General features: G+C 60.4%; 15 protein-coding genes and 1 pseudogene. 15 read left to right on the top strand and 1 reads right to left on the bottom strand.

Annotated features, from left to right (window positions below):
• Window positions 1-187 precede the first annotated feature (187 nt).
• Window positions 188-1,192, bottom strand: a complete 1,005-nt coding sequence (locus QP995_RS03955; RefSeq protein WP_284852934.1) for a tyrosine-protein phosphatase — start codon at window positions 1,190-1,192, stop codon at window positions 188-190.
• Between the two features lie 347 nt (window positions 1,193-1,539).
• Here QP995_RS03955 and QP995_RS03950 point away from each other — a divergent pair, with 347 nt between their 5' ends.
• The 15 genes and pseudogenes from QP995_RS03950 to QP995_RS03880 form a co-directional block, all read left to right on the top strand.
• Window positions 1,540-2,547: a siderophore ABC transporter substrate-binding protein gene (locus QP995_RS03950; RefSeq protein ID WP_070549823.1), complete on the top strand. Its 1,008-nt coding sequence runs from the start codon at window positions 1,540-1,542 to the stop codon at window positions 2,545-2,547.
• A gap of 39 nt (window positions 2,548-2,586) precedes the next feature.
• Window positions 2,587-3,534: an ABC transporter permease gene (locus QP995_RS03945; RefSeq protein WP_070437363.1), complete on the top strand. Its 948-nt coding sequence runs from the start codon at window positions 2,587-2,589 to the stop codon at window positions 3,532-3,534.
• Entirely contained in the window at window positions 3,527-4,570 is a 1,044-nt protein-coding gene (locus QP995_RS03940; RefSeq protein ID WP_284852933.1) for an iron chelate uptake ABC transporter family permease subunit, read from the top strand. The genes QP995_RS03945 and QP995_RS03940 overlap by 8 nt, the downstream gene beginning before the upstream one ends.
• Complete coding sequence (locus QP995_RS03935) at window positions 4,567-5,325, top strand: iron ABC transporter ATP-binding protein (RefSeq protein WP_070595394.1); 759 nt, start codon at window positions 4,567-4,569, stop codon at window positions 5,323-5,325. Before QP995_RS03940 ends, QP995_RS03935 begins: the two co-directional genes overlap by 4 nt.
• 44 nt (window positions 5,326-5,369) lie before the next feature.
• On the top strand, window positions 5,370-6,281 hold the full coding sequence (locus tag QP995_RS03930) for an RNase H family protein (protein ID WP_284852932.1): 912 nt from the start codon (window positions 5,370-5,372) through the stop codon (window positions 6,279-6,281).
• A 112-nt stretch (window positions 6,282-6,393) separates the two neighbouring features.
• Window positions 6,394-7,635: a tetratricopeptide repeat protein gene (locus tag QP995_RS03925; RefSeq protein WP_284852931.1), complete on the top strand. Its 1,242-nt coding sequence runs from the start codon at window positions 6,394-6,396 to the stop codon at window positions 7,633-7,635.
• A 126-nt stretch (window positions 7,636-7,761) separates the two neighbouring features.
• Window positions 7,762-8,802 (top strand): HAD-IIA family hydrolase, encoded by a 1,041-nt coding sequence (locus QP995_RS03920; protein ID WP_284852930.1) that lies wholly within the window; start codon window positions 7,762-7,764, stop codon window positions 8,800-8,802.
• Between the two features lie 6 nt (window positions 8,803-8,808).
• Window positions 8,809-9,060, top strand: a complete 252-nt coding sequence (locus tag QP995_RS03915; RefSeq protein ID WP_042388740.1) for a hypothetical protein — start codon at window positions 8,809-8,811, stop codon at window positions 9,058-9,060.
• A gap of 5 nt (window positions 9,061-9,065) precedes the next feature.
• Entirely contained in the window at window positions 9,066-9,905 is an 840-nt protein-coding gene (locus QP995_RS03910; RefSeq protein ID WP_070601574.1) for a TlyA family RNA methyltransferase, read from the top strand.
• Window positions 9,898-10,896: an NAD kinase gene (locus QP995_RS03905; protein WP_284852929.1), complete on the top strand. Its 999-nt coding sequence runs from the start codon at window positions 9,898-9,900 to the stop codon at window positions 10,894-10,896. The genes QP995_RS03910 and QP995_RS03905 overlap by 8 nt, the downstream gene beginning before the upstream one ends.
• 58 nt (window positions 10,897-10,954) lie before the next feature.
• Window positions 10,955-12,694 carry a DNA repair protein RecN gene (gene recN, locus QP995_RS03900; protein WP_284852928.1) on the top strand — a complete coding sequence of 580 codons (1,740 nt, stop codon included), beginning with the start codon at window positions 10,955-10,957 and terminating at the stop codon, window positions 12,692-12,694.
• 25 nt (window positions 12,695-12,719) lie between these two features.
• A complete protein-coding gene (gene steA / locus QP995_RS03895) occupies window positions 12,720-13,904 on the top strand; it encodes a putative cytokinetic ring protein SteA (RefSeq protein WP_150961418.1) in 1,185 nt (394 codons plus the stop codon).
• 89 nt (window positions 13,905-13,993) lie between these two features.
• Window positions 13,994-14,902 carry a copper transporter gene (locus tag QP995_RS03890; protein WP_150961420.1) on the top strand — a complete coding sequence of 303 codons (909 nt, stop codon included), beginning with the start codon at window positions 13,994-13,996 and terminating at the stop codon, window positions 14,900-14,902.
• A gap of 6 nt (window positions 14,903-14,908) precedes the next feature.
• A complete protein-coding gene (locus QP995_RS03885) occupies window positions 14,909-15,229 on the top strand; it encodes a nucleotide pyrophosphohydrolase (RefSeq protein WP_150961422.1) in 321 nt (106 codons plus the stop codon).
• A 99-nt stretch (window positions 15,230-15,328) separates the two neighbouring features.
• A pseudogene (locus QP995_RS03880) lies at window positions 15,329-16,640 on the top strand (ISL3 family transposase); the annotation flags it as partial.
• Between the last annotated feature and the right edge of the window lie 99 nt (window positions 16,641-16,739).

Genomic DNA, 16,739 nt, shown 5'->3' with positions numbered 1-16,739 from the left:
AAGTCCACCAGCGCCGATGGTACTGCACTCGGGAGGGTGTGGGAGAGTAGGTCGCCGCCGGCATAATAATCTTGTTTTGTGGGTCGTGGTTGCCTTGCCCCTTGTGTGGGGTTGGGTGCTGCGACCCACTTTTTGTTACCCACGAGTAAACAACATTCAACGACGGTTGTTGTGGTAAGGCGTGGCGCTATACCAGATACTTCTGGCGCAATTGGTTGATGTCGGCGTCGGAAAGCCCGATGCCTTGTCGGACGAAGTTGTCGAAAGTACCGTAGTTCTCTTCGATAGCGTCCCACGACATCTTGAGCCACTTTTTGTCTACCGCGTCTTCACGATTGAGGTAAGCGTTGCTGGCAAGGAAATCCTGCTCGATTGCTTCGTAACTAACTCCCAAGATGGCCAAGAGGAACGCGGCACCGAGGCCGGTTCGGTCTTTGCCAGCACTGCAGTGGAAAACGACGGCGCCGTCTTCATATGCGAGTGCTTGGAGAAGACCCTTCCAAGCGGTTCGCGGTGCTTCTCCGGTAATCATCAATTCATAGCCGAGCAGTTGGCCGAAGTATTTCACTTCATCGTCGAAAATCTCTGCATCACGCGCTTTGATGCTGTCTCCCGCCGCTTCGTAGAACTCGGGCGCGTGGCCGTAGAGCTGCTCGCCAGTAGTTACGACAGGATTCTTCACAAAGCCCAAGCCATTGCGAACACCGATGATGTCCGCTACTTGGTAAGTCACGCCGTCGGGCAAGACGTCTGGGGATTCGTTGCGCTCTTTAATGTTTCGCAAATCCACGACGTGTGTCACACCTGCCTCAATCATGCGGGCAAGATCTTCGTCGCTTGGCTCTCGTAAAGCATTTGACCTGTATGCGAGGCCTTGGCGGATACGGCGACCGTCCTCGGTCATGATTGGGTTGGCGCTACTTCCCGCTACATCGCGGAAGTTGCTGAGTGAGGAGAGTGAGCCGGACTCGATAGGGGTTTGAGATCTGGTAGGCGCCGTGGTGGTAGCAGACTGTCCGGCGGCCTGTGTCTCGGTCGCACTAATCCCTGTTGTGACTGCATTAAACAGCGAGGTGTCAGGGCTGGCCGATGCGGGCGCTGGGGTCATAGTGCCGAGTGGTAGAAGTAGGACCGCGGTTAGGCCAGCGGCTTGAGCGCGATGGTTCGCGCGGCCCAGGTTAGTTGTATTCACGGGTAATGAGGTTAGTGTGCTTCAGGTTTTCGGCAACTTATAAGAAAAGCTCTTTCTCGCATAGCCCCGCCGGCGCAATAAGGTCCTTTGGAACGCGGTAAGAACGTAACGGGGGTACCTGGCTGCACTACTCGGAAAATGCCCGCTACCAGTGCAAATTAGCCAACGCTAAGCCAAGTTCGAAATATGCCCTAAATATTGCGTAATTTCATAACGTATTTACTTGTTAAATAGGGAACCCTAAGCTAATGTTTCACAGGTAATGATTACCTAAGTAAGTGATTGGGTAACGGCGTCTAAGTGGCGTTTGTTTAACAATCCTACTGTGACCGAAGGGATGCCTTTAAGTGGCGCGTTCTAACTCCGGCCGTATTCGCAATATCGTAGTTGCATCTGTTGCGAGCCTTGGACTTGTTCTTGGTGCTTGTTCTACTGATGCCGGTAACGAGGATAAGTCTGCAGCTGCAGGCAACGAGTCTACTATTACCGTTACTGATAATCATGGTGAGCAGACCGTACCTGCCGAGATTGACTCTGTTGTGGCCACGGATAACCGTTCCTTCGAGATGCTCGATCAGTGGGGTATTAAGCTGGCTGCAGCTCCTAAACCGATTATCCCGTTCACGGTTTCCGACTACAAGGACAATCCCGACGTTCAGGACATCGGCAATCACCGCGAGCCGAATCTCGAAATTGTTGCTGCTGCTGACCCGGACCTGATTGTGAACGGTCAGCGTTTCGGCAAGTACTACGATGACCTGAAGAAGCTCGCTCCGAACTCCGCGATTGTGGAGTTTGAGCCGCGCGAGGGCAAGCCGCTGGACGAGGAGCTCAAGCGGCACGCTAAGGGCCTGGGCGCCATCTTCGGTAAGGAGAAGGAAGCCGATCAGCTCATCGCAGACTTTGACAAGGCTCTGGAGCGCGCTCGCAAGGCTTACAACCCGGACGTGAAGGTCATGGCGCTGAACTCGTCGGGCGGCACCCTCGGTTACATTGCTCCGACTGTTGGTCGTACCTTCGGCCCGCTGTTCGACCTGATTGGCATGAAGCCGGCGCTGGAGGTCGACAAGGCCAGCGATGACCACCAGGGTGATGAGATTTCCGCCGAGTCCATCGCTGAGGCAAACCCGGACTTCATCATGGTGCTTGACCGCGATGCTGGCACCTCTGTCCGCGGTACCGATGAGTACCGTTCGGCACAGTCTGTGGTCGAGGAAGCCGCTCCGCTGAAGAACGTGAAGGCAGTCAAGGAGGGCAAGATCTACTACGCCCCAGAGGACACTTACACCAACGAGTCCATCATCACGTACACGGAGATTCTGAACGGGCTTGCCGACGCCTTCGAGCAGGCCTAATAGTTCTCTGACCAGTCACAGGAGTACCTCACCAACTCTATGCAGAAGTTACTGGATTCCCGACTAGCCATCGGGATTGCCTTTGTGGCAGTCCTGGTGGCTATGTCGCTGTTTGTAGGCCAATACGACATCCTGGGCGCCGACGACGGCTGGGAGATGTTCGCCACTACGCGTATACCGCGCACCATTGCACTAGTGCTCTCGGGTGCCGCGATGGCGATGTGTGGCTTGGTCATGCAGCTACTTACGCGCAACAAGTTTGTCGAACCCACCACCACGGGAACCACGGAGTGGGCTGGTCTCGGCCTGATTTTCGTGATGTATTTCTTTCCTTCGGCCTCGATGCTTGGCCGGATGGGCGGGGCAATCATCTTCGCTTTCATCGGCACGGCAGTGTTCTTCCTGTTCTTGCGCCGTGTCGCTTTGAAGTCAAGTCTGGTTGTGCCCATCGTGGGCATCATGTTGGGTGCGGTAGTCAGTTCGATTTCGACTTTCTTTGCGTTGCAGACGGACATGCTGCAGTCGCTAGGCGTGTGGTTCGCAGGCTCTTTTACTGCCATTTATAAAGGGCAGTACGAATTCCTGTGGCTGGTCGTCATCGTGGTTGCAATCGTCTTCGTATTCAGCGATCGGTTAACGGTTGCGGGGCTTGGTGAGGACATTGCCACCAACGTCGGTCTGAACTACAAGCGAATCGTGTTCCTGGGAACGGGGCTGATCGCAATCGCAACAGGTTTGGTCACCGTCGTGGTGGGCAACCTGCCGTTCCTGGGTCTCATCGTCCCGAATATCGTCTCCATGTTCCGTGGCGATGATCTGCGCTCTAATCTGCCATGGGTGTGCCTGGTGGGAATTGGCACCGTGACGATTGCGGACCTGATTGGCCGCGTCATTATCGCCCCGTTCGAGATTCCGGTATCGGTGATTCTCGGCATCCTGGGTGCTGCCATCTTCGTCTATCTGATTGTGGAGCGGCGTCGTGCTTAATCTCAGTTCAACTCACACGGTGGCCGACCAGGCCGGGCCGCAAACGACGTCGTTTAGCACGGCCGCCGCGGCGCGCAGGTACTGGATTATCATTGCTGCGCTGGCGGGCCTGGCGGTGTTGTTTACGGCGGGCCTGCTCGCGTGGGACAACCCGTTGCCGTTCGGTACGGATGGGTTTTGGCTGATTGCGCGTCGGCGTTTCGATGCCGTGATTGCCATGATTGTGGTTGCCTGCTGCCATGCCGTCGCGACGGTGGCGTTCCAGTCGATTGCGAATAACCGAATTATTACGCCGTCGATTATGGGTTTTGAGGCGCTGTACGTGGCTATCAGTACCGCTGCGGTGTACTTCTTCGGTGCGACGGGGCTGATGAAAGCTGGCTCGGTTGGCGCGTTTGTGCTGCAGCTCGTGCTGATGGTGGGGCTGTCGCTGGTGCTGTATGCGTGGCTGCTGACCGGGCAGGGCGCGGATATGCACAGCATGCTGCTGGTGGGCATTGTCATCGGTGGCGGACTGGCTTCGCTGTCGACGTTCATGCAGCGCATGCTGACGCCTTCGGATTTTGACCTGCTGACGGCGCGGCTGTTCGGCTCTGTCAACAACGCGGACCCGGAGTTTTTCCCGGTGGCGATCCCGCTGGTGATTGCGGCAATCGTGGTGATTGCGCTGCATTCGCGGGCCCTCAATGTCATGTCGTTGGGGCGTGAAGTCGCGACGAATCTGGGCGTGAATTACCAGGTTCGGTCCATCACCGTGCTGGTTGCGGTGTCGGTGCTGATGGCAGTATCGACGGCTATGGTCGGCCCGATGACATTCCTCGGCTTCCTGGTCGCGACCATTGCGTACCAGGCCGCGGATACCTATGACCACCGCTTTGTGCTGCCGATGGCGGCGCTGATTGGCTACGTCACGCTGGCCAGTGCGTATTTCATCCTTAATCACGTTTTCTATGCCCAGGGCGTGGTGTCCATCATCATCGAGCTGGTTGGCGGTTCGATCTTCCTCTATGTCGTTTTGAAGAAGGGACGGCTATGATTCTCCTCGACAGTGTAAGCAAGAGCTATACCAGCGAGGTGTCAATTGGCCCCGTTGACCTGGAAATTCCAACCAACGCGATCACGGCTCTAATCGGTCCGAACGGCGCGGGCAAGTCCACGCTCTTGACTATGATTGGCCGCCTCCTTGCCGTCGATTCCGGTGACATCAACGTCGGTCCATACAACGTGGGCAAGACCAAGTCGAAGGATCTGGCGAAGGTGCTGTCGATTCTGCGCCAGGACAACCACTTCGTCACGCGTCTCACCGTGCGCCAGCTGGTCAGTTTCGGCCGCTTCCCGTACAGCCAGGGGCGCCTGACCGCTGAGGACGAGCGCATCATCTCCCAGTACATCGAGTTCCTCAATCTTGAGGCGCTCCAGGGCCGCTACCTCGACGAGCTCTCCGGTGGGCAGCGTCAGCGCGCGTATGTCGCAATGGTGCTCTGCCAGGAGACGGATTACGTGCTTCTCGACGAGCCGTTGAACAACCTGGATATTTCTCATTCGGTCGACATCATGTCGTACCTGCGCACTGCAGTGCGCGAGTTGGGGCGCACCATGGTGGTGGTGTTGCATGACATCAATTTCGCGGCTCGCTACGCCGACTACATCTGTGCGGTCAAGGATGGCCAGATTGTAGAGCACGGCCTTACCGCAGAGCTGATGCGTTCGGAGGTTCTGAGCCCAATCTTCAACACTCAGATTGACATCGTCCAGGGCCCGCACGGCCCGGTCGCCTGCTACGGCTCTTAAGGCAATTCCTGGCCGGACCCACGCAGCCGATACAATCTAGCCTCATGACTATTACTGCTGCCGTTGACGGTTCCGCCCTGCACAACCCCGGACCTGCCGGGTGGTGCTGGTATATCGACGACAGCTGCTGGGCCGCCGGCGGATGGAAAGAGGGAACCAACAACCGCGGGGAGCTCACCGCTCTTGCCGAGCTGCTCCGCGCCACCGCTCACATCCCCGATGAGCCACTGTTCGTCCTGTGCGATTCGCAGTACGTGATTAACTCCGTTACCAAGTGGATGCCGGGATGGAAGCGCAAGGGCTGGAAGAAGCGCGACGGCAAACCCGTCCTCAACGTGGACATCTTGCAGGACATCGACAAGCTGCTCATTGGTCGCAACATTCATCTCGAATGGGTCAAGGGCCACTCTGGCCACGACATGAACGAAGCTGCAGATCAGCGCGCCCGAGCCGCCGCCACCGCGTATCAGAAGGGCACCGCAGTGCCCGAGGGGCCAGGTTTCGCTGGTGCGGGGAGTCGCGGGCAGACGAATGCAGCACAGACGAATGCAGCGCCGACAAAAACCACGCCCGCCACGCCTTCTTCCGACTCCAAGGCACCCAAGACCGCAACCTTCGAGCAAGAAAGCCTCTTTGACCTCGCTGCCGACACCACCGTGACACCCGAGGACGCAGCCAAGGAAGCGCTCACTGTTTTCCGCCGGGCCGCACATCGCGCTGAGCAGGGTAATGCCCGCGCCCTCAAGGCATTGCTTAACGACGCCCTGGGCGCCAACCTCGCCGTGCCAGACGGGCTTTCGGATGCCGAGCATGAGCTCCGCGTCGAGGGAACCACCGCTACTGCGCAGTTCACTACAGACGACTGGGTTGGCCTGGCTGTCTGGGATTTGTCCCAGGCAGTGGGGAAAGCCACAGGTTCTGCGCGTTTGTTGGGCTGGAATGTAGGCAGGTCTTAGCAGTAGTATGAAAGTTTGGTCTTTTAGGTAGACCACCAGGCAATCCGGGGTTACTGGTAGCCTAAAAACACATAAATTCTTTTACTCATTACATATAAGGAGCTCCGACTTCATGGCTGAGCACGAAGGTCCTCGTTCCGGCGAAGGCCGAGGAAATCGCGGAAACCGCGGGTCTAACCGTTCCCATGGTCGTGGCGAGGGCGGCTTTAACGGGCGCAACCGCAACGATCGTCGTGGACAGGGCGGTGGCCCAGGTGGTCGTGGCCGTGGTGGTCACGGTGGTCATGGCGGTAACCGCGATTCCCGTGGTTCGCGGGGCTTCCGTCGTGATGATCGCGACGATCGTGACTTTAACCGCGGTGACCGCAATGAGCGCGGTGGTCGTGGCGGTCGTGGTTACAACCGCAACAATCGCGATGATCGTAATGAGCGTTTTAACCGCGATGACCGTGGTGGTCGCGGTGGCCGCGGTTACGACCGCAATGATCGTAACGAGCGCAACGACCGGGGCGAGCGCAATGATCGTCGCGGCCCGGGCGGGCGCGGTGGCCAGGGAGGTCGCAACTTCGACCGTCGTGGTGGCAAGCCACGTCGCTCCAACCGTGGTGGCCGCTTCCAGGATGAGAAGCGTACGCACCGCACCGGTCCGCAGCGCCCAGGCTTCCGCGAGGAGCGCATTGAGGCCCGCAAGAACGAGCCGAAGCTGCCAGATGACATTCGCGCAGACGAGCTCGACCCGAGTGTGCGCCAGGATCTGAAGAGCCTGGCTAAGGACAACGCCGACAAGGTCGCTCGTCACATGATCATGTCCGCAATCCTGATGGCTGAAGACCCGCAGCGTGCCCTGGAGCACGCCCGCGCAGCGAAGGACCGCGCAGGTCGCGTCGGTGTCGTTCGTGAGACCGCTGGTGTTGCCGCCTACCACGCAGGTGAGTGGAAGGAAGCCCTGGCTGAGCTGCGTGCGGCTCGCCGCATCTCCGGTGGCCCGGGCATGCTCGCGGTCATGGCGGACTGTGAGCGCGGCCTCGGCCGCCCAGAGAAGGCCATCGAGCTGGCTCGCTCCGAGGAAGCCAAGCAGCTGGACAACGAGTCCAAGACTGAGCTGGCTATCGTCGCCGCAGGTGCTCGCCGTGATATGGGCCAGATCGATGAGGCTCTGGTCGAGCTGGAGACCCAGGATCTGAACCCGGACCGCGAGGACTTCGACGCAGCTCGTCTGTTCTACGCCTACGCCGATGCGCTGGCGGAGGCCGGTCGTAAAGACGATGCCAAGGTGTGGTTTACCCGCTGCGCCAAGATCGATGTGGACCAGATGCTCGATGCTCGCGAGCGCATCGAAGAGCTGAGCAAGTAATCAGCCCAGCTGCCCGGCTCGCAAAACCAGTCACCGCTGGCGCAATCGGGCTGCGCATCTACAATTCGTCGTAAAGCGTTCCCATTTCGTAACGTTCCCATTTCGTAAAAGGAGAAATGAACCCCCATGGCTTCTGTCGCTTCTTCCTATGATGCCGCTCTGCTGGATCTGGATGGCACGATTTACGAGGGCGGCGCGGCGATTCCGAACGCGCTGGAGGGGCTGACCGAGGCGGCGCTGCCGATGGTGTTTATTACGAACAACGCTTCGCGCGCGCCGCAGACGGTGGCGGATCAGCTCAACGGGCTGGGCTATGACGTTCACGCGGACGATGTGATGACGTCGGCGCAGGCGGCCATTGAGATGGCGGCGGAGGTCATTGAGCCGGGCTCGAACGTTTTTGTGTTGGGTGCGGAGTCGTTTAAGCAGCTGGCTCGTGAGGCGGGGTACACGCTGGTGGATTCCGCTGATGACAACCCTGCGGCGGTGTTCCAGGGGCTCAACCGTGAGATGACGTGGAAGCAGATGTCGGAGGCGGCGCTGGCGGTGTCGCGAGGTGCGCGCTTCCTGGTGTCGAATTTGGATACGACGCTGCCGTCGGAGCGCGGTTTTTTGGTCGGCAATGGTTCGGTCGCTGCGGCGATTTCGACGACCACGGGTGTTGCGCCGCTGTCGGCGGGTAAGCCGAAGCCGCCGATGTTCATTAAGGCTGCGGAGCGTATGGGCGCGAAGAGTCCGCTGGCGATTGGGGATCGTCTGGATACCGACATCGCGGGCGGAAATGCTGCGAAGATGGACACGTTTATGGTGGTCACGGGCGTTTCCACGCATATGGATGTCGTCGCAGCGCCGCCCGAGCACCGTCCGACGCTCATCGGTGCTGACATGACCGCGCTGAACCGTGAGCTGGATCAGGCACGCCCGGCTCCGCAGGCTGGTTTCACCGCGCGTTACGACGACGCGGAGGCCGGTGTCATCGTTCTTTCTGGCGGTGACACGGAGGATCCTCGGTTGGCGAAGCCAGCGGAGGCCGCGGTGGCGGCTCTGCTGACGGTCGCGGATATGGTGTGGAACTCTGAGGCTGGTCGTGCTGGCACAGTCGAGGTCACGCAGGTCCGCGCAGAGGGCCCGGCTGCTGCGGCGGCGCTGGCTGCCTGGCGGATGTGATAGCCGATGAGTGAGGTCGCACCGAAGCCAGGGCAGGGGCAGGAGTCTGGTCCCGTGCCGGGGCCGAAACCCGGCCCTGTACCTAGCCCGGCGGCAATGCCCGGTGCGCGCGAGGTAACTCCGGAGGCCGTCCGGGAGCAGGTTGCGGCCGCACTGTCCGCACCCGCACCGACTCCGCAGGAGAGAGTCGCACAGTTCGAGCGGGCGCATGAGATTTTGTATGAGGCCCTGGGCTCGTCACGCAGGGAAGGAAAGTGAACGCGGTGGCAAAGAAAGCTCCTAAGCGCAGGCTCGATGCGGAGCTGGTGCGAAGGAAGATTGCTCGCTCCCGTGAGGCGGCAGTGGACATGATTAAAGCCGGCCGAGTAGAGGTCGGTGGTTTTGTTGCCTCCAAGCCCGCGACTGCGGTGACAGGCGACGTGTCCATTCGCGTCAGTGGTCTGGAAGAAGACGAGAACTGGGCTTCGCGCGGGGCACACAAGCTGCTCGGCGCGCTGGAAGCTTTCGAGCCGCAGGGCCTGGACTTGAAGGGCCGGAAGGTGCTGGATGCCGGCGCCTCCACAGGCGGTTTCACCGATGTGTGCCTGCGCCGCGATGTCGATACCGTCTACGCCGTCGATGTCGGCTACGGTCAGCTGATTTGGCGCCTGCAGGATGACCCACGGGTGGTTGTGCTCGACCGAACCAACGTCCGCACGCTGACCCCGGAGATCCTCGGGGGCACGGCCGATGTCATGGTCGGCGACCTGTCGTTTATTTCTTTGAAGCTGGTCCTGCCCGCAATTGTCTCCTGCCTCGACGAGGGCGCTGACCTGCTACCAATGGTCAAGCCGCAGTTCGAGGTGGGCAAGGAGCGCCTTGGCTCCGGTGGTGTCGTGCGCAGCGATGCACTGCGACAGGAAGTTGTCCAAGAAGTCGCCGAATATGCCCGCACTCTGGGCTTGTCCTTCCGGGCGGCGGTGGCCAGCCCGCTGCCGGGTCCGAGTGGCAACGTGGAGTTCTTCCTGTGGCTGGTGAAAGACGGCGGTGCCAGCGATATTGGTGATGAGGCTATGGCCGCGGCCATCGCTAAGGCTGTTGAGGAGGGGCCGCACAATGACTAGCTCAACGACCAGCTCAACGACCAGCTCACCGACCAGCGCGAAGACTCACTCACGGGAAAGCAAGCCCAAGACCAGCGCCGGCAAGCGCGAGATTCTGCTGGTTCCGCACACCGGCCGTAGCGCCAACCTGGAAATGGCCGCCGAGGCGGCCGAGCTGCTTGAGGCCGCGGGTATCGACATCCGCGTGCTGGCCGGTAAGAACCCAGAGGCGCTGGCCGCGCACCCAACGCTCGGCAAGTACCCACGTTACTGGCATTCTCCGCAGGCGGCGTCGGGATGCGAACTCGTCCTCGTCCTCGGCGGCGACGGCACCTTTCTGCGTGCCGCAGACATTGCGCACTCGGCTGACCTGCCGGTGCTCGGCATCAACATGGGGCACGTGGGCTTCCTCGCTGAGTGGGAGCAGGAGTCCATGACCGAGGCGATTAGCCGCGTCATCAAGCGTTCCTGGCGCATCGAAGACCGCATGACCATCCGCGCCACCGTCCGTGACACCACCGGCCGCGTCATTGGCTCTGGCTGGGCGCTGAACGAAGTCAGTATCGAAAATGTCAACCGCCGTGGCGTCCTGGACGTCATCTTGGAGGTCGATGGTCGCCCGGTGAGTTCCTACGGCTGCGATGGTGTGCTAATTTCCACGCCGACCGGCTCTACCGCGTACGCCTTCTCCGCAGGTGGTCCCGTACTCTGGCCGGAGCTCGACGCTATGCTCGTCGTGCCCAACAACGCCCACGCGCTGTTCTCCCGCCCGCTGGTGATCTCACCGCATTCGACTATCGCGATTGAGACCAACCACGACACCGCCGAGGCGGTCGCGGTGCTCGACGGCTTCCGCAACATCACCATGCCGCCGGGCAGCCGTATCGAAATCGAGCGCGGCGCACAGCCGGTGCGCTGGGTGCGTCTGGACGATCAGCCGTTCGCCGACCGTCTGGTGCACAAGTTCCGCTTGCCGACGTCCGGGTGGCGCGGCCCCGCCGAGGCGCAATAGCCCCTAAACACGGCAGACAAGACCCCACACTTCAAGGGAAGGACTGATTGCAGGCGCCATGCTGACTGAGATTTCCATCCGCGACCTCGGCGTTATCCCCGACGCGACGCTTGAATTCAGCCCAGGCCTGACCGTACTCACAGGTGAAACCGGTGCGGGTAAGACCATGGTGATCACAAGCCTCAAGTTGCTTTGTGGCGCGCGTGCCGACGCCGGCCGCGTGCGTACCGGCGCAGACAAGGCCCTGGTGGAAGGCCGCGTGTCCACCGAACATCTCTCTGAGGACGAGTCCACCACCATCGATGCTGTGGTCGCTGAGCTCGGCGGCGAGCGCGATGAGAATGACGAGTACCTGCTTGCTCGTCAGGTCTCCGCGAAGGGGCGCTCCCGGGCGTGGGTTGGCGGTCGCGGTGCGTCGGCTGCGGCACTGGCGGATGTCTCCACGCGCCTCATCGCCATTCATGGCCAGAACGATCAGCTGCGCTTGCAAAGCGCCGATGAGCAGCGCGCGGCCATCGACCGCATGGATGCCGACACCATCGCGCCAACGCTGGAAACTTACCGTCAGCAGCGCGCACACTGGCGCTCCCTGGCCAAAGAACTGGAAGAGAAGACCTCCAAGCGCCGTGAGCTGGCCATGCGTGCCGACCAGCTCAGCTTCGCCATCGAAGAAATCGACGCGGTCTCACCCGAGCCGGACGAAGACCAGAACCTGGCCTCGCAGATCCGCCGCATGCAGGACCTAGATGGTCTCCGCGACGCTGCCGCCGTGGCATTGGCCGCCATTGATGGTGCCGCTGCCGTGAGCACGACTGGCATGGATGCCGCCACCGAGGACTCCGGCGCCGCTGAACTCCTCGGCGCCGCCGCGAACGAGCTCGCCGCTGCAGACGACGAGGAACTCACCGAGTTTTCCAACCAGCTCAATGAACTGACCAGCCAGCTCTCGGAAATCTCCGCTGGCCTCGGCGCGTTTCTCTCCGGTCTGCCGGAGGAAACCGAGTCCCTGGACAAACTCATGCAGCGCCAGGTGGAGATCAAGAACCTCACACGCAAGTACGCCCCGGACATTGCAGGTGTCTTGGCCTGGCGGGATAAGGCGGAGCGCAAGCTCGCCACGCTGGATGTCTCCGGCGAAGCCCTGGACAAGCTCACCGCGGAGATCAAGACCGCGGAGAAGAAACTCGGCACCACCGCGCGGAAGCTCTCCAAGGCTCGTGCAAAAGCCGCAAAGCACCTGGAAGAGGCCGTGACCAAGGAACTCAAGGGCTTGGCCATGCCACATACCTCGCTGGTGGTGGAGATCACCAAGGCCGACACCTTTGGCCCCGCTGGTGTGGACAACATCGAGTTCAAGCTCCGCGCCCACGAAGGTGCCGAGCCGCGTCCACTGGCCTCCTCCGCATCCGGCGGTGAGCTCTCCCGCATCATGCTGGCATTGGAAGTTGTCCTCGCCGAAGGACAGGCCGGACACACGATGGTTTTCGATGAGGTCGATGCCGGTGTTGGTGGGCGCGCGGCTGTGGAAATTGGCAAGCGCCTGAAGCAGTTGGCGGTGAATAACCAGGTAATCGTCGTCACGCACTTGCCTCAGGTGGCGGCGTTTGCGGATACCCACTTGGTGGTCAGCAAGGATGCGCGCTCGGGTGCGGTGTCGTCGAAGGTCACGAGCTTGGGTGATGAGGAGCGGATTGATGAGCTCGCGCGGATGATGGCGGGCTTGGACGATTCGGACTCCGGACGTGCGCACGCGCAAGATCTTCTGGATCAAGCTCGGCGCGCCTTCACGGCCAAGTAGCTGCACTTATGTTTCACTAAGTGCCATGAGTCTGTTCTCTCGGAACGAAAAAGATCTTCCTGGCATTTCGGGGACTGTGCGGGACGGTTCCCGCCTGGATCGTGCGCTGAAGCGCATGGGCGAAGGCGACATCGTGGTGATCGATGCGCCGGATATCTCGCGTCCACTGGCACAGCAGTTGATTGATGCCAAGGTCGCCGCAGTGGTGAACACTGGCGCGTTTACCACGGGTTTTGTGCCGAATTACGGCCCGCAGATGATGCGCGACGCCGACATCGAAATGGTGCAGAACGTCGGCGACGAGGTCTTTGAGAAGCTCAAGGACGGCAAAAACGGCAGGCTTGACGACGGCAAGCTCTACCACGGTGACCGCCTGATTGGTCAGGGCGACGAAGTCGACCAGGACGAGCTCGAGCGAGCCTTCGACGAGGGGCGCACCAGCATGGTCGACCGCCTGGAGGCGCTCTCTGGCAACTTGGTGGAGTTCGCCAAGACTGAGTCCCCGCTCTACATCGATGGCCTGGGCATTCCGGACGAGACGGAGCCGCTGCGTGGCCGCAAGGTCGTTGTGGTCAGCCCTGGTGAGGGACACCGCAAGACGCTGGAGGATCTGAAGAACTTCATCCGCGAGTACGAGCCGCTGCTCATCGGTGTCGACACCGGTGCGGACACGCTGTTCGACCTGAAGTACGAGCCGGACTACATCATCGGTGATCCGGAGAACATCAACTCCGAGGCGCTGCGGTCTGCCGGTTGCGTGATTCTGCCTGCCGATCCGGACGGTCACGCGGTGGGCCTTGAGCGCATTCAGGACCTCGGCATTGGCGCCATGACCTTCCCGGCGCTATCCGATTCCGCCACTGACCTGGCGCTGGTCTTCGCCGCGCATCACGACGCCGACATGGTCGTCTCCGTCGGCGCCCCGCAGAACATCGACAGCATTTACCACGCTGAGGATCAAAGCGGTGTGCCGTCGGCGTTGCTGTCGCGTTTGAAGGTCGGCGAGAAGCTTGTCGACGGTCGCATGGTCGCCGACCTCTACCAGGTCAATAGCCGTGGTTTCGGTGTGGCCTGGGCTATCCTGGCTATCTTTGTCGCCGTTGCGGTGATCTTCGCTATCGCTGGTACTTCCGGTGATGGTTCTGTCAGCGAGAATCTGATTGACACTTGGAACTCCATTGCACTGTGGTTCCAGGGGCTGTTTAAGTAGTTATAGCGGTATCTTGAGCATTGTGAGCGCCTGAGATTTCAGCTGTCAGTGCTGATTGAGGCGTCGGCGAAAGGAATGAGGGACGGGCGATGGCAAAGAAGCGCAGGAGCGGGAAGTTTACAGCCGGTGTGACAGGTGCTGCCCTCGGTGTGGCGGCAGGTGCTGCGCTGGGTGCTTATGTGCTGAACCCCGCTGGTGCTGGCATTGATTTCGGTACCGGTGCCGCCTCTGAGCGCGATGCCGCTGTTGCTCGCGCTGATGCGCAGCAAGCGCGTGCTGATGAAGCCAACCGCATCATCGAGCCCATCGTCGGGGAGATCGTCAAGGATTCTTTGAAGGATGTGCCCGTCCTTGTTATCGCGACTCCCGATGCCACCGATGAGCAGCTGGCAGGGGTTTCCGAGACCCTGCGCGCTGCTGGTGCCCCCGATGCCGGAGTGTTGAAGCTGACCGATAAGTTCCTCTCTGCCGCTGGCGCGGATGAGTTGAAGGACACGGTTTCTACCTCGCTGCCGGCCGATGTGCAGTTGGATCCGGAGCGCCGCGAGCCAGGCCGCCAGGCTGGTCAGGCGTTGGCTCCAGTGCTGGAGCTGGATAAGGATGGGGGAGAGCGGGCAACCGCTGCGGACCGAAAGCTGCTGCTGGAGGCCTTAAAGGGCGGCGGTTTTGTCGAGTATGAAGAGGGGACGCTGCGCCCGGCTGCTGGCATTGTGATTGTTGGTAATCACGGCACTGTCTCGCGCGCTGCGATTGATAAGGGGGAGGACCCGGAGTTCGGTGCTGGCCTGGTTGCCGATCTGGCGGTGGCGCTGGCTGAGGGCTTCGGTGCAGGTGAGGACGTGGCCGGTCACGTTGTGGTGGGCACTGATGGCTTTGGCCGTGAAGGTGTCAGTGCTCTGCCTGACGATCGCTGGGGTGCTGACCCTGCAGTGAAACGTGTGGACGCTGTGTCGGATGCGGCGGGCCAGGTTGGGGTTGTTGGGGAGTTGAAGAAGTAGAAACGCATGGAAATTAGTAGAGAAACAGTAGAGCAGCTTTTTAAGTTTTCTGCTGACAGAAAGTGGGAGACTTTTCATACTCCTGAGAATCTTGCTAAAGTGATTTCAATTGAGTCTGCTGAGTTGCTCGAGCTCTTTCAATGGGACGCCGAATATGAAAAAGCTGACCTTGAGGACGAGCTTGCAGATGTGCTGAGCTACTTTCTTTTACTAGCCCGTAGGGCTGAAATCGATCCTAATGAGGCGATTGCGAGAAAAATCGCCTTAAATGAAGTGCGTTATCCGCGAAGTAAAAAGGGCTCTTCGCGTTTTGGAGTGCGTATCTGACCGCAGAGCCTGGTTCGGGGGTGGCACAACATGTAGGGGTCCTGGCGGGTACAAGATGACAGTTTCGACGCTTCCATCTGACCGAACTAGGACCCTACTGTGCAGCCTGGTGGCAACCTGGTCGTAGACACCATCTGCCGCACGGCAGTAATCGGCTTGACGTTTACCGGAGCCGCCGATGCGGGAACTTTCACCATCATCGACGCCGCCCGGTCGCTGTCGAGGGGCACTTCCCCGACTGCACCCAGCCCGGGAACCTGTGTGATTACGCTGTCCGCTGATTGGTTGACCTGCCGGGCGTGGGGTTTCCCACCTTCCTGCACGTTCGTGTCCCTAGATTCACCTGCACCATTCAACAATGTCGGAGGAAAATCTTCTAAGCCTCCCTCAACTGCGCCAATGATGGGGTCAACCTCACCTACCGGGTTTCCGGCTGGATTCTCCAGCGGCTGGCCATCGACCGGATGAGCGTAGCCGCCACCGCCAAGGCCCTCGGGTTGGTTGGGAACTGGTCATTCAGGTCGCTGTGGGATGCCTGCCGACAGCTCGTCTACGATAACCCCTCCCATCTGGACGGGGTGCGCATCCTTAAAGTGGATGAGCCATGTGTGGAAGCACACCTGAAAGCCAGGCCAGCCGTCCATCCTGGTGATGATCCTGGTTGACCTCACCCGCTGGCCGATGGCCATGGGCCGGCCCGGCTACTGGATATCTGCTCAGGCCGCAGCGCGGACGTGCTGTGCACGTGGCTGTCAAAACGCGTCCCTGGTTTCCGCAGCCAGGTGCAGGTTGTGACCATGGGAGGCTTTATCGGCTACGCTACCGTCGTCGACCAGGTACTGCCCTAGGCGAGGAAGGTGATGGATCCGTTCCACGTCGTGCATCTGGCTGCGGACAAGCTCACTGGCTTCCGGCAGAGGCTCCAACGTGAGATCACCGGGCGTCGTGGACGCAAGGATGATCCGCTGTACAAGCACCGGTGAATCTTGCTGACCAGGAGGAACTACCTCACCAAGCGGCAGAACTGGCGGCTGGAGCTGTTGTGGGCCACCGATGACGCATGCGTGGCACTCGAGGTCACGTGGATGTTCTACCAGGACATAATCCAGGCCTACGGGCGCCCGAAGAAATCGGAGGGCAAGAAGTTGATGGAACGGATCATCAACACCCTGCGTGAGGGCGTGCCGAAAAGGGGTGGAGGAGCTGGCTCAGCTGAGTCCGAGGTTGTGGCGTCGGTGTGAGGATGTGCTGGTTTGCTTCGACATCGGGGCGTCCAACGGGCCGGTCGAGGCCATCGATGGCCGGTTAGAGAATCTACGGGGGATCGCCCTGGGGTTTCGGCAACCTCGACCACTTCATCTTGCGGTGCGTGATTCACTCCGGGCAGCTGCGCGCCCGGATCAACGCACTCGAAATTGAAGAGCCTGTTTGGGATAGCGATTCGTCAGCCTCGCCGCTGATTGAGGATGTTTGCGCGGATGCGGGCGAGCATATACTTAGGAAAAAGGAA

Origin of the sequence: Corynebacterium sp. MSK032 (assembly GCF_030232065.1) — a bacterium.
Taxonomy (GTDB): Bacteria; Actinomycetota; Actinomycetes; order Mycobacteriales; family Mycobacteriaceae; genus Corynebacterium; species Corynebacterium jeikeium_D.
This window is presented reverse-complemented; position numbering and strand designations above follow the sequence as displayed.

What these genes read in the sequence shown, in the direction of transcription:
- QP995_RS03945 (WP_070437363.1), top strand. Translation starts at nt 2,587, where the DNA reads ATGCAGAAGTTACTGGATTCCCGACTAGCCATCGGGATTGCCTTTGTG.
- QP995_RS03935 (WP_070595394.1), top strand. Translation starts at nt 4,567, where the DNA reads ATGATTCTCCTCGACAGTGTAAGCAAGAGCTATACCAGCGAGGTGTCA.
- QP995_RS03930 (WP_284852932.1), top strand. Translation starts at nt 5,370, where the DNA reads ATGACTATTACTGCTGCCGTTGACGGTTCCGCCCTGCACAACCCCGGA.
- QP995_RS03925 (WP_284852931.1), top strand. Translation starts at nt 6,394, where the DNA reads ATGGCTGAGCACGAAGGTCCTCGTTCCGGCGAAGGCCGAGGAAATCGC.
- QP995_RS03920 (WP_284852930.1), top strand. Translation starts at nt 7,762, where the DNA reads ATGGCTTCTGTCGCTTCTTCCTATGATGCCGCTCTGCTGGATCTGGAT.
- QP995_RS03915 (WP_042388740.1), top strand. Translation starts at nt 8,809, where the DNA reads ATGAGTGAGGTCGCACCGAAGCCAGGGCAGGGGCAGGAGTCTGGTCCC.
- QP995_RS03905 (WP_284852929.1), top strand. Translation starts at nt 9,898, where the DNA reads ATGACTAGCTCAACGACCAGCTCAACGACCAGCTCACCGACCAGCGCG.
- recN (WP_284852928.1), top strand. Translation starts at nt 10,955, where the DNA reads ATGCTGACTGAGATTTCCATCCGCGACCTCGGCGTTATCCCCGACGCG.
- steA (WP_150961418.1), top strand. Translation starts at nt 12,720, where the DNA reads ATGAGTCTGTTCTCTCGGAACGAAAAAGATCTTCCTGGCATTTCGGGG.
- QP995_RS03890 (WP_150961420.1), top strand. Translation starts at nt 13,994, where the DNA reads ATGGCAAAGAAGCGCAGGAGCGGGAAGTTTACAGCCGGTGTGACAGGT.
- QP995_RS03885 (WP_150961422.1), top strand. Translation starts at nt 14,909, where the DNA reads ATGGAAATTAGTAGAGAAACAGTAGAGCAGCTTTTTAAGTTTTCTGCT.